Here is a 24,283-nt window from a genome sequence, read left to right on the forward strand (position 1 = left end):
GCGGTATAAAAAAGTGGGAGCTTACGGCTGAACACAAGGATATCCTAAATATAATGAGCCAATCATTTATCGATAGTAGTGCATTTGGTGATTTAATTTAAAATATAATTAAACCCAATTTGAAATGGGAGTAATTATTAATGATTGAACTCATGGCTGAGATAATTAATCACTCCAGCCGTTGCTAACAACAGGCTAATTAAACCGCAAAGGTAAGCTCAGCGTGAGCGAGCCGTCAATCTGAGCATCATCAGTGATAACGCCCTTCATCCCAGTAAAGCCTGCTAATGTTGGTGTGATACCCAAATCAGCACTGAAGATTTTAGCCGAGTTATCGGCCCCATAGTGATATTCCACCCATGAGGATAATTACGATGCATAGTCATTTGAGCATTTGCCACGGAACCGGCATAGAAGAGTTTTGTATCTTGGCCATCAACTCTGACCATCAATTACATGATAAAAATCATTATGTTTCATTAGAATGATTAAACAATAATTTAGGCGGGAGGTACATCAGAATGGAAGTGAACTTGCTGTAAGAATATTCTTACTAAATGCTCTAGTCATTAAAATAAGACTTATTGCTAGATGACCACCGTAATGAAGACTCTGAGGTATTATGCTGGCGCAGCATGACTGCACCACTAAGTTATGCGGGGGCCAACAGTCTATCAAACCCGTATTTGCCAGCCCCTAACCACCACGCTAATGCCGCCGCTGATACTTTACTGTGCCGAGTTGCTAGAAGTTGGCACTGTCCCGACGCCAAGCATCTGCAGTCAATGCCTCACCAAAGTGACTGGAAATCAATCGCTTGGTCAGTTCATGCAGCGGGGAGGCAAGCACTTCGGCGGTACTGCCGCGCTCCACAACCTCACCCTCATGCATCACCATCACCTGGTCACTGATATGCTTCATCATCCCTAAATGCTGGGTAACATAAATATAGGATATGCCGTGCTTTTCCTGTAATTCCAGCATCAGATTGATTATCTGTGAGCGCATGGACATATCCAGCGAGGCCAAAGCTTCATCAGCAACAATGACTTTCGGTTGCAGAATTAACGCCCTGGCCAGCGCAATACGCTGCTTCTGGCCGGAGGCCAACATATGAGGATAATAATTCGCGTGGTCGGGCAACAACCCCACTTGTCGTAAAGTCTGGTAGATCCGCTGTTCACGCGCGGCGGCATCCAAATCGGTGTTCAGTTTTAGCGGTGCATCCAGCAGTTGACCGATACGCTGGCGCGGGTTGAGCGACGTGCTGGGATCTTGGAAAATCATCCGAATACGTTGGCTGCGATAGGCATAATCACCATACACCAGCCGATGGTCATCAATGAGCAACTCTCCGTCGGTGGGCTCAATCATGCCCGACAACATTTTGGCCAAGGTGGATTTACCTGAGCCATTCTCGCCAATAACCGCCAGTGTTTGTCCCTCCCGTAGGGTGAAACTAACGGATTTAACCGCCTCCACATGTTGACGACGAAATAAGCCGGTGCGATAGCGGAAAGTTTTGCTGAGATTACGGACTTCGAGCAGCGTCTCGGCCATTATTGCTCCTCCAGATTTAAGGGGAAATGGCAGGCAAAGGCGTGGTTTTTCACCAATCGCAAGCGCGGTGTTTCAATACAGGTTTTTTGTGCATAGGGACAGCGCGGGCCCAGACGGCAGCCAATGGGCAAGTGTTCCAGTGATGGAATAGCCCCCGGCAAGGTATTTAGCCGACTTTTATGCGGTAACGAGCGGCCAAAATCGGGCATCGCCCGGATCAGCGCCTGAGTATAAGGGTGGTGTGGGGCGGCCAGTAGGTCTTCACAAACGGCACTTTCCACTGTTTGGCCGCAATACAGCACATTAACCCGGTCGGCCCACTTACTCATCATCTGCAAGTCATGGCTGATTAACAAAATAGTGGTGTTGTTATTCTGATTAAGCCGTGCCAGTAAGCGGAAAATTTGTGCTTGAGTAGTCGGCTCCATCGCATTGGTGGGTTCATCGGCAATCAATAACCGGGGTTGATTTGCCAGCGCGATAGCAATCATGACTTTTTGGCATTCGCCCTCGGTTAGCTCATAGGGGTAGCTGCGCATAATGTCTTTGTGGTCTTTAATTCCCACCCGATGCAGCAGCTCGATGGCCCGACGTTTGCGCCAATGAAAGCGCTGCCACCAGCGGCCTTTGTAAGTCCAGCCGGGGATGGCTTGCACCAGTTGCTGGCCAATATTTTCTGATGGATCCAGACAAGATTGCGGTTCCTGAAAAATCATCGAAATATTGTGGCCGATCACCTTACGCCGCTCGCGCGGGGTCAATTGCAATAAATCAATATCGTCAAAGCGAAAACGGTCTGCGGTAATACGCCAATTGTCTTTACTTACCCCGCAGATTGCTTTGGCAATCAAACTTTTACCCGAGCCGGACTCACCTACTAGCCCACGAATTTCGCCCTCTGTCAGGGTAATACTGATGCGGTCAACGGCTTTGACCATTCCTTCCGCGCTCATAAATTCAATGGTGAGGTTACGAATATCAAGCAACGGCATTATTCCACCCCCGCATTAATCGCCCGGCGCATACCATCACCTAGCAGGTTAACCAGCAACACACTGACCAAAATTGCACCTCCGGGCAGCATCACGGTCCATGGCGCGACATACACTAAATCCAGTGAATCTCCGAGCATCGCGCCCCATTCTGGTGAGGGCAATTGCGCGCCTAAATCAAGAAAACCCAATGCGGCGATATCTAAAATGGCCATCGATAGCGCGCGGGTGAACTCAGTGACTAACACCGCCGCAATATTAGGAAAAATAGCATAGGCCAAGATATGAGGGGTGGAAGCCCCATCCAGACGGGCGGCAATCACATATTCTTTATCTAACTCATCATGCACGGCACTGTAAATGGTGCGTACCATGCGCGGCAACAATGCCAGCCAGACGGCGAACATGGCGTGTTCTAAACTGGGGCCGACAAAGGCCACCACAATGATGGCCAGCAGCAGAGATGGGATTGAGAGTAATGTATCGAGCACATGATTAAGAATGGCGGAACGAAAACCATGGGTGATGCCGGCAAACACCCCCAGAATCACGCCACACAGTGCGGCGGCCAGCGTGACCAGTAATGCCGAGCCGTAAGTGGATGCGGTGCCGGCCAATAAGCGGCTTAAAATATCGCGCCCTAAGTCATCCGTGCCCAGAAAGAAAGAGACATTGCCGTAACGCGACCACGAGGGCGGTAATAATTGATAGCCCAAAAATTGTTGGTCGAGGGCATAGGGGGCCAGTGTGCTGCCCAGCACACACAGCACCAATAACCCGAGGACGCCATAAAACCCCACCATCGCCAGGCCATCAGCATAGAAAAGCTGCCAGGTATACAGCAATGGGCTGGGCATTTTCTTCTCGCGGTAGACATTATCGAAGGGCATACCATTCCTTATGCTTTAACGGCGTCATCATCGCGCCCAAAATATCTGACAGTACGTTAATCACGATAACCAATGAACCGACCACCATCACGCCCGCTGAGATAGCGGCATAATCTTGCTGGCGAATGGCGTTGATTAGCCAGCGGCCTAACCCCGGCCAGTTAAAGACCACCTCGGTTATCATCGCCAATGTCAGCATGGTTGAGAACTGCAACCCCAATTTAGGAATGATGGGGGGTAAAGCATTGTGTAGAACATGGCGGCGAATAATGGTCAATCGGGATAAGCCTCGGGTTGCCGCGGCTTTAATATAGTTTTGCCCCATCACATCATCGGTGCTGGTGCGCATCAGGCGGATAACTTCAGTGGTGGGGGCCACCGCCAACGCGGTGATAGGTAAAATCATGTGTTGCAGTGCACTGAGCATCATCTCTTGGCGATAGGGTGACGGCGACAGCCATGCATCAACCAAAGCCAGCCCAGTGACGGGTTTGACCTGATATAACAGATCAAAACGCCCTGAGACCGGCAGCCAGCCCAAGTGCAATGAAAAGAACAACATTAATAGCAGCGCCAGCCAAAATACCGGGACGGAGAAGCCGAGCAGCGCCATTGAGCTGATGGTGATATCCGCCAATTTGCCGCGCATCACCCCGGCAATAATCCCCAGCGGGATACCGACAAACAGGGCCAGGGTAAAGGCCAGCACACAGAGTTCCATTGTCGCCGGAAATGCTTCGCGCAATTGCTCACTGATAGGCTGACCATTAATGCTGGAAACGCCAAAATCCCACTGGAGCAGGCTACTGAAGTAGAAACGGTAAGCATCGAACAGTGAGGCTCCGCTTAAGGGGGCATGCGGGGTGAAATAGCTCAGGCTAAAACTGACCAATGACAACATAAACAGAGTTATTACCAACAGTAATAAACGCCGTAAGGTGAAGATTATCATGGCTTTTTGCCCTCATCATGCGGACTTTCGCGAAACACACCCGCAAAAGAAGAATTACCAAATGGGCTTAAAACTAAACCTTTAATATCATAACGGTAGGCTTGCAACCTGAGGGATGATGCCAAAGGTAACAGCGGCAGTTGTTGCTCCAAAATTCGTTGCGCTTGCTGATAATATTCAATACGTGCCGATAATTGCTGGGAACGTAAAGCTTTTTGCAGCAACTCATCAAATTCAGGGTCACACCAGTGAGCATAGTTTGTTTGCGAACGAATTGCTGCACAGCTTAAGAGTGGGCGGAAGAAACTGTCCGGGTCATTACTGTCTGTCGACCAGCCAGACAGTGTTAAGTCGTGGTTCATCTCCATCAAACGGGCTTCCTGAAAACGGCCTTCGACCGGCACGATATTCACCGTAATGCCGACTTGGGCTAAGTCCGCCTGTATTAACTCGGCCGTCTTTAATGGGCTGGGGTTATAAGACTGTGACGCCGTTGGTACCCATAAGTTGAGTTGCAGTTTAGTGATCCCCAGCGCTTTGAGGATCTCTTTGGCTTTTTCAGGATTATATTCAGTAACTTGAGCTTGATTATCATAAGCCCATGATGCCCGAGGTAAGATTGATGCCGCGGTTTCAGCGGTACCGTAATAGATTGATTGCATCAATCGTTGGTTGTTAATAGATAAAGCAATGGCTTGCCGCACACGTTGGTCATTCAGTGGCGGTTTGCGGGTATTGAAAGCCAAATAGGCCACATTCATCCCCGGGCGCAGTGTCAACCGCAGCCGCGGGTCATCACGCAAGATAGAGAGCTGACTTGCGGCTGGATAAGCCAACACATCACATTCACCGGTCAATAACTTGGATAAACGCCCGGTGCCACCCGCGCCCAAATCAATGACCACCTGAGGCATGCGCGGCAAACCTTTCCAATAGTCACTGTTGCGGAATAAACGGATATATTGACCAGACCGATATTCGTTTAGCAAGAAAGGGCCAGTGCCGACGGGCTCGCGATCGATTTGTTCTTGTCGGCCCTTGCGGGTTAAGACATCGGCATATTCAGCAGAAAGCACTGGCGCATAATGGGTCGCCAGATGCCAAAGAAATGATGCATCGGGAGCTTTCAGTTTAAATTCAACGGTATAGTCATCAAGTTTTTTGACGCTTTGCACCGCATCTGCAAATTGTAAGCTATCAAAATAGGGATATTCGCCGCCGTTGACATCATGATAAGGATGCTGTGAATCCAATACCCGCTGAAAACTGAATACCACGTCATCCGCCGTCATCTTCCGCGTCGGGGTAAACCAATCGGTGGTCTGGAAGGGAACATCTTTACGTAAATGAAAACGGTAGGTCGCGCCGTTATCCAGCACCTGCCAACTTTCCGCTAATTCAGGGATGAGCCGGTAAGTATAAGGGTCGACATCAAGCAAACGGTCATAGAGCTGTGCTGCCAGGGTATCAATAGTCAGTCCACTGCTGGCCATCTGCGGATTGAAAGTATTGAGTATCCCACTGACACAATAAACAAAGCCGCGCTGGCGGATATCCGCCAGTGGCTGAGTGGGGTCGGCGGCTGGGGCAGGTTGCGCCAGCGCTGAGGTCGCAAGGCAAGCCAGCGACAGCATCCAAATAAATAACGCACGCATAAACGCTTTCGCAGTCAGTAAGCAATGCTCTTAGTGTACCGTAATCTGGCACGCCTCCCAATCCATTGAGCAAAACAACTGTGCGGTCTGCGGTTTGTTGCCGCAATAGTGGGCAATAAATCGCAAGTTAGGGGTTATTCAGCAGCAAGTGGCGGGTAAAGATGAGAAATCCCCCCTCGCAAGCTGCCTATAATTCCATCAATATTAGTATGGTAATGAGAAAAATTCTCAACAAAGTGCTTGCAAGTGCTATTGATAACCATTACGATTATCTTGCTCTTCGGAACAAAGCCTAAATTTTCAGGTTTTTGTTAGAAAAGCACGACATTGCTCACATTGCTTCCAGTGTTTTTTAGGCCAGCCCGGGTGCTGGCTTTTTTTTTGCCGATGGTTTTGTGGCAGCAGGAAATCAGCATAATGTTGCTGATTACCGCGCTGGGAAAGGTGCTGGCGTAAAAGATAACTATTGATGTGACTTAGCAACAATAAATTGATTTTTATTATTGCCCATCGTCATCACTGGCGAGAATGGCATGTTTTTTCAGCATGCCGCGTAATTGATGGTAAGTTAACCCTAACAGGCTGGCGGCCTTGCGTTGATTAAACCGAGCTTGCTCCAAAGCCTGTTTGAGCAGCTGATTTTCGCTATTGTGTAACCAATTTTTTAGATTAAGGGGCAGGGACGGTAATTCGCCAATCTCAGGCTGGGCATCCTGGCGCTCGCTATTGTGGTTTTCTGCTGCGTTCAGTCGATGAGCAAACGGGTTAATAATAATATTATCCAGTGCTTCGCTACTGTCACCATGGCGATACACTGAACGCTCGACCACATTTTTCAGCTCTCGGACATTGCCCGGCCAGCGATATTCCAGTAATTGCTGTTCGGCTCGCGGAGTAAAACCGGGGAACAGTGGCAATCCTAATTCCCGACACATCTGAATCGCAAAATGCTGGGCAAGTAACATGATGTCTTGTCGGCGCTCACGCAATGGCGGCAGTTGCACAACATCAAAGGCCAACCGGTCGAGCAAATCAGCGCGGAATTTCCCTGCGGCTGCCAGTGCCGGTAAATTATCATTGGTCGCACAAACTAAACGAACATCCACTCGCAAAGGTTGGCTCCCACCGACGCGCTCCAGATGACCATATTCAATCACCCGTAAAAGTTTTTCCTGTACCAGCATCGGGGCGGTTGCCAGTTCATCTAAAAATAATGTGCCGCCGTCGGCGCGCTCAAAGCGGCCAAGGTGGCGCTTCTGCGCGCCGGTAAAGGCGCCAGCCTCATGTCCGAATAACTCTGAATCAAGTAGGTTCTCATTCAGTGCGGCACAATTAAGTGAAATAAACGGCCCTTGCCAACGGTCTGATAAATAATGCAAACGATGGGCGATTAATTCTTTACCGGTTCCCCGCTCACCGGTGACCAATACCGGCTTATTCAGTTTCGCCAACCCTGAAACTTGCTCCAGCACCTCAACAAAAGAGTTCGCTTCACCTAACAGGTTTTCTAGTTGCTCGCTCATGATGAAATTCGCCAATAGTTGGTTAAAGTAATCACTTTACCTGTTATCTAAAAACAGTCAAAAATATTTTTTTGTTATTTTTCAAAGTATTATTTTTAATGAAAAGTTGGCATGACTTTTGATTGTCTCTAGTTAAGATTATCGTTATTGCAAGATAATAATGTAAACCAGCGCCACTTGGCGTCACTATTTCAATGCGCCAATAAGTTCAAAGAGGATGTAAATTATGGGTATTTTTTCTCGTTTTGCCGATATTGTGAATGCCAATATCAATACATTACTGGATAAAGCTGAGGATCCTCAGAAGTTAGTGCGGCTGATGATTCAGGAAATGGAAGATACACTGGTTGAAATCCGCTCCACATCAGCCCGTGCTCTGGCAGAGAAAAAGCAACTGCTGCGCCGCATTGACCACTGTGAAAGCCAGCTGCAAGAGTGGCAGGATAAAGCCGAATTGGCTTTACGCAAAGATAAAGAAGATTTGGCGCGCGCAGCACTGATTGAAAAGCAAAAAATGGCGTCATTAATTGAGACGCTAACTCGTGAAGTGGCGACGGTTGAAGAAACGCTCAATCGTATGAAGCACGAAATCACTGAGTTGGAAAGCAAATTGACCGAAACGCGTGCCAGACAGCAGGCGCTGACTTTACGCCACCAAGCCGCGGCATCATCTCGTGATGTTCGCCGTCAGCTAGACAGTGGTAAGTTGGATGAGGCGATGGCCCGTTTTGAGCAGTTTGAACGCCGTATTGATCATATGGAAGCTGAGGCTGAAACGGTGGGGGTCGGTAAGCAAAAATCGCTGGAAAGCCAGTTTGCTGAACTGAAAGCTGATGACGAGATCAGTAGCCAACTCGCTGCTTTGAAAGCAAAAATGAAGTCAGTTGAATAAGCCATGGTATAAATTTCAGGCCGATATTTCGCCCGGCCGTCGGGGTATGACCGGCGGCCAGTCATGATTACCATGCGCATAGTCGCAAATATATTATTAAGGGGAACGAATGAGCATCCTGTTTCTTGCCATACCGCTGACAATTTTTGTGTTATTTGTCGCACCGATTTGGTTATGGCTACATTACAGCAATCGCCAACAAAGCGGTGCTCAACTCAGCCATCAGGATATGCAACGTCTCTCGCAGTTAACTGACGATGCCCGCCGGATGCGGGAGCGTATTCAGGCTTTGGAAGAAATTCTTGATGCCGAGCATCCAAACTGGAGGCAGTCATAATGGGCGATGTGTTTAACAATAATGTGCTGAGCCGCAAAAAACTGTACCGGGTCCCAGAAGAGGGCATGATCAAGGGCGTGTGTGCGGGATTGGCACACTATTTTGATATTCCGGTACGATTGATTCGCGTGATGGTGGTGTTGTCATTATTCTTTGGTCTGTTTGTTTTCACCATCGCGGCGTATATCGTGCTGACTTTTATGCTTGAACCGGCCCCAGCATCGCGTTTCAGCGAACATCATGAAGCGACCCCGCGCCAACTCCTTGATCAATTAGAATATGAGTTGGGCGCGGGAGAGCAACATCTGCGCCAAGTGGAACGCTATGTCACGTCGGAAACCTTTGGTGTGCAGAGCCGTTTTCGCCAGCTGTAATGCAGCCTGTTAGCCATCAAACCTGCCGGAGAGCAAAAAGATGAACAATAACCTCGCCCGAACCCGTGCAGGTGTAGTATTTAGCACACTGGTTAAGATTGTTTTTAATATTGCATTGGCCTATGGCCCGGCAGGCGCAGCTGGTTTTATTGTCAGAAATGTCAGCCGCAAGCCCCTACGCTGGCTGCTGCTGATGATGCTCGAACCCATGCTAAAACGGGCTATGGGAGCAGCCACGGGTCAATTTGCTAAGGAGAAGCATGAAACGACTGCAAAATGAGATTACATCCTTGGTCAATCGCGGGCTGGATAGGCATCTGCGCTTGGCCGTAACTGGCCTGAGCCGCAGCGGGAAAACCGCTTTTATCACCTCGCTTGTGAATCAACTTCTTCATGTCCACAGCGGTGCCCGTTTGCCGCTGTTTTCTGCTGTGCGCGAAGAGCGGTTACTCGGTGTGAAACGGGTGCCACAGCGTGATCTGGGTATTCAACGTTTTACCTACGATGAAGGTCTGGCTTCGTTATATGGCACGCCGCCAAATTGGCCAACACCGACCCGTGGTGTGAGTGAAATTCGTTTGGCACTGCGTTTTCGCTCCGATGATGCGCTTTTGCGCCATTTTAAAGAGACATCGACCCTGTATCTGGAAATTGTTGATTATCCTGGTGAATGGCTGCTGGATTTGCCTATGCTGGAACAAGATTATTTAAGTTGGTCGCGGCAAATGGCGGGCTTGTTACAAGGCGATCGCGCTGAGTGGGCTAAACCTTGGCTAACACTGTGTCAGCAATGTGATCCACTCGCGCCTGCCGATGAAAATCTGCTGGCGGCCATGGCTCAGGCTTATACCGATTATCTGATTCGTTGCAAAAATGAAGGGCTACATTTTATTCAGCCAGGGCGATTTGTGTTGCCGGGTGATATGGCGGGTGCCCCTGCATTGCAGTTTTTCCCGTGGCCGGATGTCAGTGATGTGGCTGAGTCACGGCTAGCTCAGGCCGATAAACATTCAAATTTGGGGATGTTACGTACCCGCTTTAATTATTACTGCAATTCGGTGGTGAAAGGTTTTTACAAAGAGCATTTTGTTCGTTTTGATCGGCAAATCGTGCTGGTGGATTGCCTGCAACCATTGAATAGTGGCCCACAGGCGTTTAACGATATGCGCCTGGCATTAACGCAATTGATGCAGAGTTTTCATTATGGCAAGCGCACATTATTCCGCCGCTTATTCTCTCCGTGTATCGATAAACTGATGTTTGCGGCCACCAAAGCTGACCATGTGACGGCAGACCAACATGCTAACTTAGTCTCCTTACTGCAACAATTAGTGCAGGAAGCTTGGCAAAATGCCGCATTTGAAGGGATCAGTATGGATTGTGTCGGGCTGGCCTCGGTACAGGCAACGGAAAGTGGCATTGTCGAACATCAGGGGCAAAAAATCCCCGCGCTACGTGGCAATCGGCTGGCCGATGGTATGCCACTGACCGTCTTCCCCGGTGAGGTTCCTGCGCGTTTACCCGGCCCGGTATTTTGGCAGCAGCAAGGGTTTCATTTTGATGAGTTCCGCCCACAAGCTGTGCATGTTGACAGCCCATTGCCCCATATTCGCCTTGACGCGGTGATGGAATTTTTATTGGGAGATAAATTGCGATGAGCGAGCCTTTAAAACCCCGCATCGATTTTGAGCAGCCCCTACAACCCTTGGATGAGCCGGTATTGAAAGCTGCGCAGGCTTTTGACCAACAGGTCGCTGAGAATTTCTATCCTGCGGCCCCGGAACTGGACGCAGAAAATGAAGACGGGCGGGTCGAGGGGCTGGTTAATGCGGCGTTGAAACCCAAACGCAGTCTGTGGCGCAAAATGGTCACTGCGGGGGGGGTATTATTTGGTGTTAGCGTGATTGCCCAGTCAGTGCAGTGGCTCAATCAGGCCTGGCAACAACAGGATTGGATTGCTTTGGGAGCAACTGCGGCGGGGGGCTTGATTGTGTTGGCCGGGGTTGGCTCGCTAGTAACAGAGTGGCGGCGCTTGTACCGCCTGCGGCAACGGGCCGAAGAGCGAGATACCGCCCGCGAACTGCTGTTGAGCCACGGTATCGGGCAAGGGCGCGCATTTTGTGAAAAACTGGCGCGCCAAGCTGGGTTGGATAGAGGGCACCCCGCACTCCAGCGCTGGCAAGCCTCACTGCATGAAACTCATAATGACCGTGAAGTCGTTGAATTGTATGCCAAACTGGTACAACCTGCACTGGATAATCTGGCGCGAGCTGAAATCAGCCGCTATGCCGCTGAGTCAGCATTGATGATTGCTGTCAGCCCGCTGGCGTTGGTGGATATGGCATTTATTGCCTGGCGGAATATTCGTCTGATCAATCGTATTGCCGCTTTATATGGCATTGAGTTGGGATATTTCAGTCGCCTGCGTTTGTTCCGCTTGGTGCTGCTTAATATCGCCTTTGCCGGGGCATCTGAATTGGTGCGCGAAGTGGGGATGGATTGGCTGTCGCAGGATTTAGCTGCGCGTCTGTCAGCCCGCGCCGCACAAGGTATTGGGGCCGGATTGTTGACGGCCCGCTTAGGCATCAAAGCCATGGAATTGTGCCGGCCGTTGCCGTGGTTAGGTGATGACAAACCTAAGTTGGGCGATTTCCGTCGGCAGTTGATTAGCCAGTTGAAGAATACCTTGCCCAAGAAAGATAAACCGCCGCAGCCATGAGGGCTATTTCAGCCGCGCGTCAAAGGCAAAAGAGAGTGGTTTGACACTGTGTAAGCTAGTTTGGAAATCTTTATGTCGCGGGTTGAGTAGTAGATTATTTTCTGATGGCACCAGCGTGGATGGAACCAGCAATCCAAGTGATGATTCTGATTCCAGCCATTCGGTGCCGATATCCATTGTCGTCGCAGGTGCCGGGTCATTGCGCCAGTCCGTCGGCCAATCCAGCGGCTGAAGCAGCATAATATTGCTATCTTCAATTTCAATCTGGAATAACTCGAATTCACTCAGCGTGGAGCTGTCCTGAATATGTACCAATGTCTCTAACATCGCCAACGATATACTGCTGGCTAAGTAAATGGCAGCATGCCCCTTATGATTCCACCGGCCGCCATAGATTTCAGCGCCATAACCAGTCCAGGTTGATGCAAGATAGCGGCGCATCACGATGCGATAGAGCATCATAACTGTCGGCCTATCTGGATTATTACCATAACCTGCTGATCCCTATCATATATTCATCCATGCTGCTGAATTGCGTATGATTCACCGTTATGAAAATACACCGTGCTCCAAGCGCCCAATTAAATCGCAGACTTCTAATGCACCGGTTTCAGTCTCCAGTAAGGAGTCCGGCCTGCGGTGACCAAGGCCTTTAATCGGGGTCGACATCCAAGTAATCGCCTTGCCTTTATCACCGCCAAACAGATCAACTGCCGCATCCATTACCCGGACGAAACGCGCAATTCGCTCACTTTCTTCAGGGGTGAAACGGCCGTCATGGGTGCGCCGACGTGTCAAACTGCGGCTGGGAATACCGGTCGCCCGTAAGATTTCAGCTTTAGGGATAGATGCCCATAGATGGATACCGTCAATGACATCAACAGAAAAGCCCATTTTGATGCTATCGACTAATACCGTACCGCGGCTGGCTGGCAAACCGATTTCTCGCCATAGCGCCCCTGTTTTACTGGCTGGGGTGGGGTGATATGTTCTCATGTAACCTCCTCGGTCAACTGGCTACATCTACTATAGCCAATTGGCCGATATAAAGCAAAGTGTCACTGGTTCTTGACGAGGATATCTGACGCTATTCAGCATTATATTATTCTGACTTATTAGTATAAAAAATAATAATTCGCTGCCTATGTTAGGACAGGGCGCTGATAATCTTATCTTAATGTGTTCAATAGGGTGGAAAAAATAGTAAAAAGCCGATTCCTGTCAACTTTTGCTGACAGACTGCTTCATCAGCAAGGGGGGACAGGGTATTATCATAGGCAGATATTCCGCACCTGCCCTATATAAGGTCGATACTGATGTGCTTGGAAGTTTTTTGCGAAGACCGAATCGGTCTTACCAGAGAGTTACTTGATCTCTTGGTGTTACGTGGCATTGATTTACGGGGGATTGAAATTGATCCTATTGGCCGTATCTATCTGAATTTCTCGCAACTGGATTTCAGTGTATTTAGTGCATTGATGATGGATATTCGGCGTATTGATGGGGTGACAGATGTTCGCACCGTTTCCTTTATGCCGTCGGAGCGCGAACATCGTGCACTAAGGGCGTTGCTTGAATCTATGCCTGAGCCCGTCTTCTCTATTGATTTAAAAGGGAATCTTGAGCTGGCAAACCCTGCGGCCCGTCAGCTTTTTTCCCTTAATGAGGAGAAAATTCACCACAAAACAGCGGGTAACTTACTGGGGGGATACAATTTTGCGCGCTGGTTTGATGGCGGGGAGAGCGCTCCTCATACCGAGCGAGTATTGATCAATAATCAGGATTACCTGATGGAGATCACACCGATTCAGCTAGAAGATGAAAACCAACAAAATCAGACTGTTGGGGCTGTGGTCATGTTGAAATCTACCGCCCGTATGGGGAAACAGCTGCAAATCTTGTCGGTAAATGATGATACCGAATTTAAACAAATTGTTGCCACCAGTGTTAAGATGCGCCAAGTGCTTGAACAAGCACGTAAATTAGCGATGTTAGATGCGCCTTTACTGCTGGTTGGTGATACCGGAACCGGTAAAGACCTGCTGGCACGAGCTTGTCACTTGCGCAGCCCGCGCGGAAAAATGCCGTTCCTCGGCCTTAATTGTGCATCTCTCCCAGATGATGTCGTGGAAAGTGAGCTGTTTGGTTACGCCGCAGGTGCTTACCCGAATGCAGTAGAAGGCAAAAAAGGCTTTTTTGAGCAAGCAAATGGCGGCTCGGTGCTGCTAGATGAAATTGGCGAGATGTCGCCTCGTATGCAAATCAAGCTGTTGCGCTTTCTCAATGACGGAACTTTCCGCCGGGTTGGGGAAGAGCATGAGGTGCATGTTGATGTGCGGGTTATTTGTGCCACCCAAAAGAATTTGGTGGAATTAGTGCAACGCGGCGAATTCCGCGAGGATTTATATTACCGCCTCAATGTGCTGACCATCACTTTGCCGCCATTACGTGAGCGTCAAGCCGATATCATGCCGCTGACGGCACTGTTTGTTGCTCGTTTCTCTGACGAACAAGGGGTGCCTCGGCCGAAGTTGGCGCCTGAACTGAGTAGTTTCCTAACAAATTATGGTTGGCCGGGTAATGTGCGCCAACTGAAAAATGCGATTTATCGCGCATTGACGCAATTGGACGGGGCAGAGTTACGGCCGCAGGATATCGTGTTACCGGAATTTGAAGTTGAGGCGGCACTGGGGGATGAAGTCTTGGATGGTTCGCTTGACGATATCAGTAAACGTTTCGAACGTTCTGTTTTGACTCGCCTTTATCGCAACTACCCAAGTACGCGTAAACTGGCCAAACGACTGGGTGTTTCTCACACCGCGATTGCCAATAAATTGCGTGAATATGGTTTAAGCAGCAAACGCCCCGCCAGTGATGAAAGCGAAGAAGAATAAGACGAAAAAAATATAGATTGTCATAAAAAACGGCTGCACCTAATGGGTCAGCCGTTTGTATTAAAACGTTGCTTTATTGAAACCGGAACTGCGAGTGTTATTTCAGTGCTGCCAGTGCGGCATCATAGTCAGGTTCGGTGGTGATTTCGTTAACCAACTCACTGTAGATAACATTGTCCTGACCATCCAGCACCACGACGGCACGAGCAGTCAAACCAGCTAATGGGCCTTCAGTAATCGCCACACCATAGGCTTGCTTAAAATCTGCGCCACGCAAAGTTGACAGTGTAGTGACGTTGCTCAGGCCTTCAGCACCACAAAAACGTGATTGGGCAAATGGCAGGTCAGAGGAGATACAAAGAACCACGGTGTTCTCAAGTTCGCCAGCCAATTGATTGAATTTGCGTACAGATGCGGCACAAACACCGGTATCAATACTTGGGAAGATATTCAGGACTTTACGTTTACCTGCAAAGCTGCTCAGAGCAACATCAGATAAATCTTTTGCGACCAAAGTAAAATCTTTAGCTTTATCGCCCGGTTGCGGGAGTTGGCCTGCAACGGTCACTGGATTGCCTTGGAAATGTACTGTCTGTGTCATTATTTGATCCCTTTTACAGATGTGTAACACGAAGGTTAGTTTAAGGTAACAATGGCAACTTGGATATGAGAAATTTGCTAAATAATTCAGATTCTACTGACGTTAGGTACTCATGCCTACTGTCAACGCCTGAATTTTTCTAAGGAGCGATTAATGAGAACCCTGCGTTGCTACCCAGAGGCCTGGCCTCTACATTCTGCGTTTGTTATTTCTCGCGGAAGCCGTACTGAGGCAAAAGTTGTGGTTGTCGAGATTGAAGAGGCAGGGATTCATGCTGTTGGGGAGTGTACCCCCTATCCGCATTATGGTGAAAGTGAATCTTCTGTGATGGCGCAGTTGGCATTGGTGGCCAGCGCCATAGAGCAGGGCGCTTCGCGTGAAGCACTACAACAGCTATTACCCGCAGGTGCGGCGCGCAATGCGGTGGATTGTGCTCTGTGGCAGTTGGCATGTTTGCAGCATCAGCAAAGTTTATGGCAACTGACTCAGACGACGCCAGTGGCTAATATTTCCATGGCTCAGACGGTCAGTATTGGGACGCCAGAGGCGATGGCGCACAGTGCAAGTGCCTTGGCGCACCTCGGTGCCAACTTACTGAAAATAAAACTCGATGACCATTTTATCGCCGAGCGCTTGGTGGCTGTCCGTAGCGCGGCACCGGCAGTGACATTGATTGTCGATGCCAATGAGTCCTGGCAACCTGAGGGGCTGGCTGCTCGTTGCCAGTTGCTGGCAGATTTAGGGGTGGCGATGCTAGAGCAGCCGCTGCCTGCGGGGCAGGATGATGCATTGCAGAATTTTATTCACCCATTGCCTATTTGTGCCGATGAAAGTTGCCATACTCGCGCGGATTTGGCGGGCTTGGTTGGCCGCTATGATATGGTCAACATTAAACTGGATAAAAGCGGGGGGCTAACCGAAGCATTGCTGTTGGCCGAACAGGCAAAATCGCTCGGATTTGCCATTATGCTCGGCTGTATGCTGTGTACATCGCGCGCGATACGTGCTGCATTACCACTGGCCTCTAGTGCTCGTTTTGTTGATTTGGATGGCCCGACGTGGCTGCAACACGATGTTGATAACGGGCTGCATTTCTCAGCCGGTGCTATTGATTTATCGGCTTAATCTGCCAAGGTCAATAAATCAATCATGGCAGCCAGATAACATTCACTGGCGGCATCGGCGGATATGGGCGGTAACTCCGCAGTAATGCAGGGTAAGTTGATATCCGCACACCAACTGCCGAAAGATCCCGGTGTGGTGTAACCGACACTGGTGGTTAGCGGCAGTGCAAAATTTGCGGCCAGCCGCTCGCCCAGTGCCGAACTGCCTGGGTCTTCGATGCAGGCTAAGGGCTCGTGCAAGGAAACCACCCAATGCGGGGACAGCTGTGTCATCAATATACACAAAGCCTGGGTTTCGGGTTCAGATCCAGCATATTCTCCGGTGGACAGCACGACATCTCGCGCCTGCGCGGCACTATTCCAGCGATACACTGTTTCACCGGCTTGCCAATTTTTCGCCGGGAAATTGCGATTAAGATCGACCCCATTGGCATTCGCCCGTAGCCCCAGTTGGCAGCCATCGGGGTTTACCGCCAATATCACATGGTGACGCTGCTGCTCTGGCGTGATAGTGCGCAGTGCGCAGGAGAGGGCAACAATGGCAGCGCTTTCATCACCATGAGTTCCGGCGATAATCAGCCCAGTGCGGGGCGAGGGATTGGCCGCTGGGAAATACAGCAGTGGCGCGCCCAAGAGGGAGGTTCCGTATTGTTGCCCTAACGTGAGCAGATTTCCCCGTGCGCAGCGGGGACGATATTGGCTCATCATATTCTCTGTTATTCCGGATAGGTACGTATTGCATTCACCATAGCATTTAATATTATTACTTTGAATCAATAAGATAAGTTATTTTTCAATCAGTAACCGGGCCATTTAATCAAAGGTGAACATGGCATTCGGTTGCAGATTGCTGTGCTGCACTTTCCAGATTAGCGCGTGCAGTATTTTTATTTTACCGTCGTCATGATGGCCTTTGATCTGCTAGTTTATGTTTATTCAAGTTTGTTACTACTTTCGCTGCAATGGAACGACAACGAAAAGGTTATTAATTATGCGCTATTTCCGTTATGCATTGTGTGCCGCATTAGTTGGCACAGCGCTGGGCGCGGCAAATGCTGCTGATGTCCCTGCGGGCACCGTATTGGCTGAAAAACAAGAACTGGTCCGTCATATTAAAGATGAGCCGGCCTCACTGGACCCGATGAAAGCCGTTGGGTTAATTGAAGCCCAGGTTGCTCGGGATTTGTTTGAAGGGCTGGTTAATCAGGATGCCCATGGCCAGATAATTCCGGGGGTTGCAACCAATTGGAAAACGACAGATAACCAAACCTATATTTTTACGTTGCGCAAAGATGCTAAATGGTCGAATGGTGATCCGGTCACGGCAAAAGATTTTGTATATAGCTGGCGGCGCTTGGTTGACCCTAAAAGTTTATCGCCTTTTGCCTGGTTTGCAGAACTGGCTGGAATGGAAAACGCGCAACAAATTATCGCCGGAAAAATGCCGCCTGAGACGCTAGGGGTTAGCGCTGTCGATAATTACACCCTCAAAGTTAAACTCAGCAAGCCAGTACCTTATTTCCCCAGCCTGACAGCCAATTTTAGTTTATTCCCAGTGCCAGCAAGTGTCATTGAAAAATATGGGAGTGACTGGACTAAAGTTGGCAATTTGGTGGGCAATGGCGCATTTAAATTACAAGATAGAGTCGTGAATGAGAAATTAGTCTTGGTCCCAAATGACTATTATTGGAACCATGCTCATACTGTTCTCACGAAAGTGACTTTTATCCCCATCAATCAGGAAGCCAATGCCACTAAACGCTATCAAGCGGGGGATATTGATATTACAGAGTCATTCCCCAAAAATTTATATCAAAAATTATTAAAAGATATTCCTGATCAAGTTTATACCCCAGACCAGCTAGGAACTTATTATTACGCCTTTAATACGCAGCGTGCGCCAACAAATGATGTGCGGGTGCGCAAAGCATTATCCTATGCCATAGACCGCAAGATTATCGCGGAAAAAGTATTGGGAACAGGTGAAAAACCAGCCTATCACTTTACTCCTGATGTGACTGCTGGCTATCATCCGGTGGCGAATTTATTACAACAGCAAGATCAAGAAGAACTGAATGCCCAAGCCAAGGCGCTGTTGCATGCCGCCGGTTATGGCCCGGATAAACCACTGAAATTATCATTACTGTATAACACATCGGATAATAATCAGAAGTTAGCCATTGCCATTGCTTCAATGTGGAAGAAGACATTAGGTGTGGATGTTCAAATGATTAACCAAGAGTGGAAAACCTATATTGATAGCCGTAATACCGGTAACTTTGATGTAGTTCGTGCATCATGGGTTGGCGATTACAATGAGCCCTCTACATTCTTGTCATTACTGACTTCCGCCCACAGTGGCAATATCGCGAAGTTTGCGAGTGCAGATTATGACCGTTTATTGAGTGAAGCCGGTAAACAGACTAACCCCAAAGCGCTGAGTGATGATTACAATAAAGCTGAGCAGATTATTGCCGAGCAAGTGCCGATAGCACCTATATATCAATTTACCAATGGGCGCTTAATTAAACCTTGGGTGAAAGGTTATCCGATCACAAACCCTGAGGATGTGGCATACAGTCAAATGATTTATATTATCAAACATTAATGACTGTTACTTGAGAGTTAATTTGGATGGGAAATATAATCCGCCAGCATCAGTGGCGGGTTATTTTTATGATGATAATATATAAACTCAGTGGCTATTTATGACCGCGGCGTTTAGGAACAATTGCTGATATAGATATCATTAACCCAGTCAATGATGCGACTATTAGTGGGAATATAAAAGCATCTGATGTTCTTAGTGGATTGTTGATATCTAAAATCATCACAAAAAAGAATATACTTGTGGCAAATGTTGATGATGAATATAACTCATTAAGCTTGTATTGTAGGTTTTCCAATGAAAATGGCGGTGTTTTTTTGGAAATACAATCCCATGCTATATGCACCAACATGTAAGAAACACAGATAATGCAGTAAAATTTCGTTAATTCATCAGTCGTCTGTGGTGAGTACCAGTGGGGAGATAGTGACTGCAATTTAGCTCACCAAACTTTGCTGAGATAAATACCGGCAATTAATACGCTCCCAATTGCAGAAAATGTAAATGCCAGCGATGTTGTCACCGTCAATGCGGGAACTAAAAACGACAAGCCACCGGTAAATGCAAATCCTGCGCCTGCGCCACCAATCAGAGCTTTCATTAACGTCATGAGGTTGGTTTTCATAATCAATATCCCTTGAATATATAATGTTGATAACTCGCAAAAATTGTACCCCAAAGCTTTAATGCACCTTGTGCTTTTATCATTATTTATCCTTAACTCCACGGCTAAAGTTATAAGCCTTACTGTTCTAAAGCTTGCAGTGAATGTATCTGGCATGACTCTTTCTCACCTTTAAAGATTGAGTGGTGGGCGCTACACTAAGCTAATTGCATAATAAATAATAAAATAGAGGATGTTGCCGTGGATCTCGTTGAAGGAAAAGCACTCCAAGTCTCTGATGCCGTTTATGCTTATCAACTTGATGGCAAAGGGGGGGTAACAGCAATCAGTGCCGATACCATCGCAACTGCGGAGCAACCTTGCTGGCTGCATCTGGATTACACTCACCCGGAAAGTGCCGCCTGGATACAGAATACCTCATTGCTGCCCGAGGCTGTTCGGGATGGCCTTGCAGGGGAAAGTGTGCGCCCGAAAGTGAGCCGCTTGGGTGAAGGCACGATGATAACGCTGCGAGGTATCAATTTTAATAATGATTCCCGCCCTGACCAGCTAGTTACCATCCGGGTTTATATGACGGATAAGCTCATTATCTCAACCCGACACCGCAAAGTGTATTCTATCGATGCGGTATTGAACGATTTACAAACTGGCACGGGCCCAACTAACAGCGGCAGTTGGCTGGTGGAGATAGTTGATGGTTTGACTGACCATACCAATGAATTTATTGAAGATCTGCATGATAAAATTATCGATCTTGAAGATGATTTACTGGAGCAGAAAATTCCACAACGTGGCCAGATGGCATTGCTGCGTAAACAGTTGATTGTGTTGCGGCGATATATGGCCCCACAGCGGGATGTTTTCTCGCGTCTGGCCAGTGAGCGCCTGCCGTGGATGAATGATGATGACCGGCGTCGTATGCAGGAAATCTCTGAGCGTCTGGGGCGTGGCTTAGAGGATTTAGACGCCAGTATTGCTCGCACCGCGGTGCTGTCTGATGAGATTAGCTCGCTAATGGCTGATGCCATGAACCGGCGCACCTATACTATGTCACTGTTGGCGATGGTGTTTTTACCCACTACTTTTTTGACCGGCCTATTTGGTGTTAACCTCGGTGGGATTCCTGGGAATACCTATTCTTTTGGTTTTACAGCATTTTGTTTAATGTTAGTGGTGTTGATATTAGCGGTTGCGTGGTGGTTAAAACACAGTAAATGGCTGTAGTGAGTGGCCGCCCACTGAGTAAAAGAGTGTGCCAGATATTGGGCTAATCACTGCAAAATTGAGCGATATCAAGAATTGATGGTGATGACTCAGGCATTATCACTTTGCAGGTGAATGCAACGTCAAGCGATGGGCGTTGCGCTCCATATTTGTAATACTTTTATTTTGAATTACTGCATAGCACATAATTGTTACGATGCCGATGTTATCTCAACATCGGCATTTTTTTTTGGATTTTTTGAGTGAAAACGCCGGATAGGGCACCACGGAATATCGCCTCTAAACCCTGATGGTAAGAGGCGACACTGGGCGTGGTTTATTTGATTTCCAGCACATCAAGGCGAACCAGCGCTGGCTTTTCAAGGTCTTCATCATCTTCTGGTTGCCAGCCAACAGGTTGCAGTGGCAGTTCTTCACGATCAAAAGCCAAGTCTCCCCCGTCCACAATTTCACTGTTATGAGTGATACTTTTGAAATCAAATAACCTGTGGTCATTTAAATGTGACGGCACCACATTTTGCATGGCGCTAAACATGGTTTCGATTCGCCCCGGATACTGTTTATCCCAATCGCGCAGCATATCTTTAATCACCTGCCGCTGCAGATTGGGCTGTGAACCGCATAAGTTACAAGGAATGATGGGGTACTCTCTGGCAACAGCGAAACGTTCAATGTCTTTTTCACGACAGTAAGCCAGTGGGCGGATAACCACATGTTTGCCATCATCGCTCATCAATTTTGGCGGCATACCTTTCAGTTTCCCACCATAGAACATATTGAGGAACAGGGTTTGCAAAATATCATCACGGTGGTGACCGAGCGCAATTTTGGTCGCCCCTAACTCTGTTGCGGTGCGGTATAAAATCCCCCGGCGCAGGCGTGAGCAAAGTGAGCAGGTGGTTTTCCCCTCGGGAATAATATCTTTGACAATCCCATAGGTATTTTCTTCAACAATCTGGTATTCAACACCTTGTTTCTCTAGATAAGCCGGCAGGATATCCTCGGGGAAGCCAGGCTGTTTTTGATCCAGATTAACCGCAATAAGGGTAAAATTAATCGGCGCACTTTTTTGCAGGTTTTGCAAAATATCCAACATGGTATAGCTGTCTTTGCCGCCTGAGAGGCAGACCATCACGCGGTCACCTTCTTCAATCATATTAAAATCAGCAATCGCCTGACCCACATTGCGGCGCAGGCGTTTCTGTAATTTGTTCAAATTGTATTGTTCTTTTTGGTTAACCACTTGTTTCTCTTGCATTTCTTCGTGACTCATATTCAATTGGGGGCATGACGGAGCTATGTTGCTATCGAGCAAGTTTATCATTCAATAAGCGTATATATTAGTGTTTTAATCTATGAATTAGCCTTTTTTAATGCCGGTCAAGATAATGGCTTATATAAAGTTATTTGAATTTACTACGGTTTTAATAATTGCCCCATCCTCAATATCAACAAAATCGGCGACGATAATGCCCATTTTTTGCTTTTCGCGGTATTGTTTGCAAAACCAAATGTTCATTCCATCTATTAAATGATGGCCTCTGGCACCGCTATACGGTGTCAACATCCCAGATACACTGATAAAATTAATATACATATCATTGGGGCGATTTTTTTTCGCATCGTTAAGTAAACTCGCAACAAACTTTCTTTTAAAATTGATACTGAGTGCGGTATAACCATCGTAATCATCTTGGATATAGATATTAAAATCACCATTTTTAATTCTAAAGGTTGTATCATCCATCCAATGAGAGACATCAATGCCGATGTTGTCACCGGAATAACGTCGTAATAAGACTATCTTTCCTCTGATATCCAAAATGTTAGGGTTGTTATTTCCTAAATAAAATATTTCACTATGCGGTTCAATATATTTATTGCGCATAACGCGGTGAAAACTTTTAGTGCTATTTTCCGTGGTATGTTCCTGTTTAACTGATAACAAAATAAATTCAGAGGGGTTTTTATTTAGGAAGTCAATACACGTATTGAGCACATCACCAAACTGCTGCTTGAGAAAAACGGCACCGTGGTGCATGGTAAATACATCATTAATAAGGCGACACCTGGCATCTAAAAATCTGACACCATTTTCAAGTTGTTCTCTTATATTCCATGATTGTGTTTTTGTAAATCCAGCACCAAATACATTTGATCGAAACGAAGCAGAATCATGAGTGCCGAGAATAGAAAGTTGGCTTAATAACTGTGTATCACTAATATGGGACATCCAATTTTTCATATTCATCATATCTTCCTTGTCATTGAGCATTGAAAATAACGCAGGGAGTGACTCTATAGATATTCTAAATTTAGATACATGGGTAATGAATATCACTCTTTATCGCGGGTTAGCGTATTGCGCAGCTAAAAAGGCAAACCGTTGGCAGTCTTTACGCTTGAATTCGCGCGCCCGGTGGAGTAGGTTTACAAGGTAACACTCAATTACCAAATTCCAATCGTCAAATTCACTTTATGTTGGTAATAACAAAATAGGGAGGCAGAGTTGATCATGGATGAAAAAAAACAAAATCCCCCGGTAGAAGCAAAAAATGTCATTGTGGAGTCGTTGGATTCACTCCCACTGATTTCCGTCATGGAATACAGTCATGAACCTTGGGTGGTGAGAGATTGCCAGTCGCGCTATGTGTATGTTAATCAAGCGGGTTTAGACTTTTTAAATCTTCCCGCTGACTTTGATATTGAGGGCCGATTAGATAACGAATGCCCGGCGGATTGGGCGGAATTTGCTGAACAATATCAGGCTAATGATCGAAAAGCGGAAAAAAGTGGCAAGCGCGTGGCTATTATTTCCACCCACTTTTATGGCCGAGATAGAATATTAGAGCCCTACTATTTACCTAGGTTTCCTATTTACAATAAGATTGGTGAATGTATAGGAACATTAACAAACGCCAGCAAATTAAATTTTATTTCTCTTTCCCAATATGTAGACCACCGCAGCCCCTCAGTATTAACACTGACCCCGCCAACAGACCTGTTCAATGAAAAAGAACTTGAGATAATCTTTTTTATACTACAACCCATGACCGCTAAAATGGTAGCCGAAAGGCTTTTTTTATCCCCCAGGACAATAGAAAATAAATTAAGAATGATCTACGAAAAGGCGGGCGTTAACAGTTTAAATATGTTTAGAGAGTATTGTGGTAACTTAGGTTTGGATTTGTATATTCCGCCTCAGTTTGTCAAGCCCCACATCCGAAATCATAATTAGTGCCATAATAAAAATATCCAATTCTCAATTAACCATCATAAACAGCAGCGACTAAAATTTTATTAAGTAATAAAT

24 protein-coding genes are annotated in these 24,283 nt (G+C 47.4%); 11 read left to right on the forward strand and 13 right to left on the reverse strand.

The genetic code is table 11. The features are described 5' to 3' along the window. Positions 1 to 744: 744 nt before the first annotated feature. The 6 genes from sapF to pspF form a co-directional block, all read right to left on the reverse strand. Complete coding sequence (gene sapF / locus D5F51_RS08205) at positions 745 to 1,560, reverse strand: putrescine export ABC transporter ATP-binding protein SapF (RefSeq protein ID WP_025378351.1); 816 nt, start codon at positions 1,558 to 1,560, stop codon at positions 745 to 747. Continuing rightward, a complete protein-coding gene (sapD, locus tag D5F51_RS08210) occupies positions 1,560 to 2,552 on the reverse strand; it encodes a putrescine export ABC transporter ATP-binding protein SapD (protein WP_129196111.1) in 993 nt (330 codons plus the stop codon). Before sapD ends, sapF begins: the two co-directional genes overlap by 1 nt. Next, a complete protein-coding gene (gene sapC / locus D5F51_RS08215; RefSeq protein ID WP_129196112.1) occupies positions 2,552 to 3,442 on the reverse strand; it encodes a putrescine export ABC transporter permease SapC in 891 nt (296 codons plus the stop codon). Before sapC ends, sapD begins: the two co-directional genes overlap by 1 nt. Beyond that, complete coding sequence (gene sapB / locus D5F51_RS08220; RefSeq protein WP_129196113.1) at positions 3,429 to 4,394, reverse strand: putrescine export ABC transporter permease SapB; 966 nt, start codon at positions 4,392 to 4,394, stop codon at positions 3,429 to 3,431. The genes sapC and sapB overlap by 14 nt, the downstream gene beginning before the upstream one ends. After that, positions 4,391 to 6,049 (reverse strand): ABC transporter substrate-binding protein SapA, encoded by a 1,659-nt coding sequence (gene sapA, locus D5F51_RS08225; RefSeq protein WP_025378347.1) that lies wholly within the window; start codon positions 6,047 to 6,049, stop codon positions 4,391 to 4,393. Before sapA ends, sapB begins: the two co-directional genes overlap by 4 nt. A 500-nt stretch (positions 6,050 to 6,549) precedes the next feature. After that, complete coding sequence (gene pspF / locus D5F51_RS08235) at positions 6,550 to 7,572, reverse strand: phage shock protein operon transcriptional activator (protein WP_129196114.1); 1,023 nt, start codon at positions 7,570 to 7,572, stop codon at positions 6,550 to 6,552. Between the two features lie 226 nt (positions 7,573 to 7,798). Here pspF and pspA point away from each other — a divergent pair, with 226 nt between their 5' ends. The 6 genes from pspA to D5F51_RS08265 all read left to right on the forward strand — a co-directional run bounded on the left by pspA (position 7,799) and on the right by D5F51_RS08265 (position 11,894). Further along, positions 7,799 to 8,464 carry a phage shock protein PspA gene (pspA, locus tag D5F51_RS08240; protein ID WP_129196115.1) on the forward strand — a complete coding sequence of 222 codons (666 nt, stop codon included), beginning with the start codon at positions 7,799 to 7,801 and terminating at the stop codon, positions 8,462 to 8,464. A 109-nt stretch (positions 8,465 to 8,573) separates the two neighbouring features. Next, entirely contained in the window at positions 8,574 to 8,801 is a 228-nt protein-coding gene (pspB, locus tag D5F51_RS08245; protein ID WP_005161022.1) for an envelope stress response membrane protein PspB, read from the forward strand. Next, positions 8,801 to 9,175 (forward strand): envelope stress response membrane protein PspC, encoded by a 375-nt coding sequence (gene pspC / locus D5F51_RS08250; RefSeq protein WP_162301710.1) that lies wholly within the window; start codon positions 8,801 to 8,803, stop codon positions 9,173 to 9,175. The genes pspB and pspC overlap by 1 nt, the downstream gene beginning before the upstream one ends. A 40-nt stretch (positions 9,176 to 9,215) precedes the next feature. After that, positions 9,216 to 9,455 (forward strand): phage shock protein PspD, encoded by a 240-nt coding sequence (gene pspD, locus D5F51_RS08255; protein WP_025378343.1) that lies wholly within the window; start codon positions 9,216 to 9,218, stop codon positions 9,453 to 9,455. Further along, complete coding sequence (locus D5F51_RS08260) at positions 9,436 to 10,833, forward strand: YcjX family GTP-binding protein (protein WP_129196116.1); 1,398 nt, start codon at positions 9,436 to 9,438, stop codon at positions 10,831 to 10,833. Before pspD ends, D5F51_RS08260 begins: the two co-directional genes overlap by 20 nt. Beyond that, positions 10,830 to 11,894 (forward strand): YcjF family protein, encoded by a 1,065-nt coding sequence (locus D5F51_RS08265; RefSeq protein ID WP_129196117.1) that lies wholly within the window; start codon positions 10,830 to 10,832, stop codon positions 11,892 to 11,894. Before D5F51_RS08260 ends, D5F51_RS08265 begins: the two co-directional genes overlap by 4 nt. A 3-nt stretch (positions 11,895 to 11,897) precedes the next feature. Here the strand turns inward: D5F51_RS08265 and D5F51_RS08270 are convergent, their stop codons facing one another. Both D5F51_RS08270 and xre read right to left on the reverse strand, forming a co-directional pair. Continuing rightward, positions 11,898 to 12,356, reverse strand: a complete 459-nt coding sequence (locus D5F51_RS08270; protein WP_129196118.1) for an RES family NAD+ phosphorylase — start codon at positions 12,354 to 12,356, stop codon at positions 11,898 to 11,900. Positions 12,357 to 12,443: 87 nt separating this feature from the next. Further along, positions 12,444 to 12,890 carry a type II toxin-antitoxin system antitoxin Xre gene (xre, locus tag D5F51_RS08275; RefSeq protein ID WP_025378340.1) on the reverse strand — a complete coding sequence of 149 codons (447 nt, stop codon included), beginning with the start codon at positions 12,888 to 12,890 and terminating at the stop codon, positions 12,444 to 12,446. Between the two features lie 320 nt (positions 12,891 to 13,210). On the opposite strand from xre, the gene tyrR reads away from it, so the two are divergent. After that, entirely contained in the window at positions 13,211 to 14,788 is a 1,578-nt protein-coding gene (gene tyrR / locus D5F51_RS08280; protein WP_129196119.1) for a transcriptional regulator TyrR, read from the forward strand. A 97-nt stretch (positions 14,789 to 14,885) separates the two neighbouring features. On the opposite strand, the gene tpx is transcribed toward tyrR, so the two are convergent. Next, positions 14,886 to 15,389 (reverse strand): thiol peroxidase, encoded by a 504-nt coding sequence (gene tpx / locus D5F51_RS08285; protein WP_025378338.1) that lies wholly within the window; start codon positions 15,387 to 15,389, stop codon positions 14,886 to 14,888. Positions 15,390 to 15,542: 153 nt separating this feature from the next. Here tpx and ycjG point away from each other — a divergent pair, with 153 nt between their 5' ends. Continuing rightward, complete coding sequence (gene ycjG, locus D5F51_RS08290; protein ID WP_129196120.1) at positions 15,543 to 16,514, forward strand: L-Ala-D/L-Glu epimerase; 972 nt, start codon at positions 15,543 to 15,545, stop codon at positions 16,512 to 16,514. Here the strand turns inward: ycjG and mpaA are convergent. Continuing rightward, positions 16,511 to 17,218, reverse strand: coding sequence for a murein tripeptide amidase MpaA (gene mpaA, locus D5F51_RS08295; protein ID WP_129199268.1), 708 nt, complete (start codon positions 17,216 to 17,218; stop codon positions 16,511 to 16,513). The two genes, ycjG and mpaA, sit on opposite strands and share 4 nt — an antisense overlap. Positions 17,219 to 17,504: 286 nt before the next feature. Here mpaA and D5F51_RS08300 point away from each other — a divergent pair, with 286 nt between their 5' ends. Next, complete coding sequence (locus tag D5F51_RS08300) at positions 17,505 to 19,121, forward strand: peptide ABC transporter substrate-binding protein (RefSeq protein WP_129196121.1); 1,617 nt, start codon at positions 17,505 to 17,507, stop codon at positions 19,119 to 19,121. Positions 19,122 to 19,563: 442 nt separating this feature from the next. Here D5F51_RS08300 and D5F51_RS08310 read toward each other — a convergent pair whose 3' ends face one another. Further along, positions 19,564 to 19,746 carry a hypothetical protein gene (locus D5F51_RS08310; protein ID WP_025378334.1) on the reverse strand — a complete coding sequence of 61 codons (183 nt, stop codon included), beginning with the start codon at positions 19,744 to 19,746 and terminating at the stop codon, positions 19,564 to 19,566. 240 nt (positions 19,747 to 19,986) lie between these two features. Here D5F51_RS08310 and zntB point away from each other — a divergent pair, with 240 nt between their 5' ends. After that, on the forward strand, positions 19,987 to 20,970 hold the full coding sequence (gene zntB / locus D5F51_RS08315) for a zinc transporter ZntB (protein WP_129196122.1): 984 nt from the start codon (positions 19,987 to 19,989) through the stop codon (positions 20,968 to 20,970). Between the two features lie 316 nt (positions 20,971 to 21,286). Here zntB and ttcA read toward each other — a convergent pair whose 3' ends face one another. Continuing rightward, a complete protein-coding gene (ttcA, locus tag D5F51_RS08320) occupies positions 21,287 to 22,228 on the reverse strand; it encodes a tRNA 2-thiocytidine(32) synthetase TtcA (protein WP_025378333.1) in 942 nt (313 codons plus the stop codon). A gap of 135 nt (positions 22,229 to 22,363) precedes the next feature. Next, the gene (locus tag D5F51_RS08325; RefSeq protein ID WP_245994915.1) at positions 22,364 to 23,224 is read right to left on the reverse strand and encodes a phosphatidylinositol-specific phospholipase C; all 861 of its coding nucleotides are present in this window, start codon (positions 23,222 to 23,224) and stop codon (positions 22,364 to 22,366) included. 261 nt (positions 23,225 to 23,485) lie between these two features. On the opposite strand from D5F51_RS08325, the gene D5F51_RS08330 reads away from it, so the two are divergent. Continuing rightward, positions 23,486 to 24,208: a helix-turn-helix transcriptional regulator gene (locus D5F51_RS08330; RefSeq protein ID WP_129196123.1), complete on the forward strand. Its 723-nt coding sequence runs from the start codon at positions 23,486 to 23,488 to the stop codon at positions 24,206 to 24,208. Positions 24,209 to 24,283: the final 75 nt, after the last annotated feature.

This window comes from Yersinia hibernica (genome assembly GCF_004124235.1).
Taxonomy (GTDB): domain Bacteria; phylum Pseudomonadota; class Gammaproteobacteria; order Enterobacterales; family Enterobacteriaceae; genus Yersinia; species Yersinia hibernica.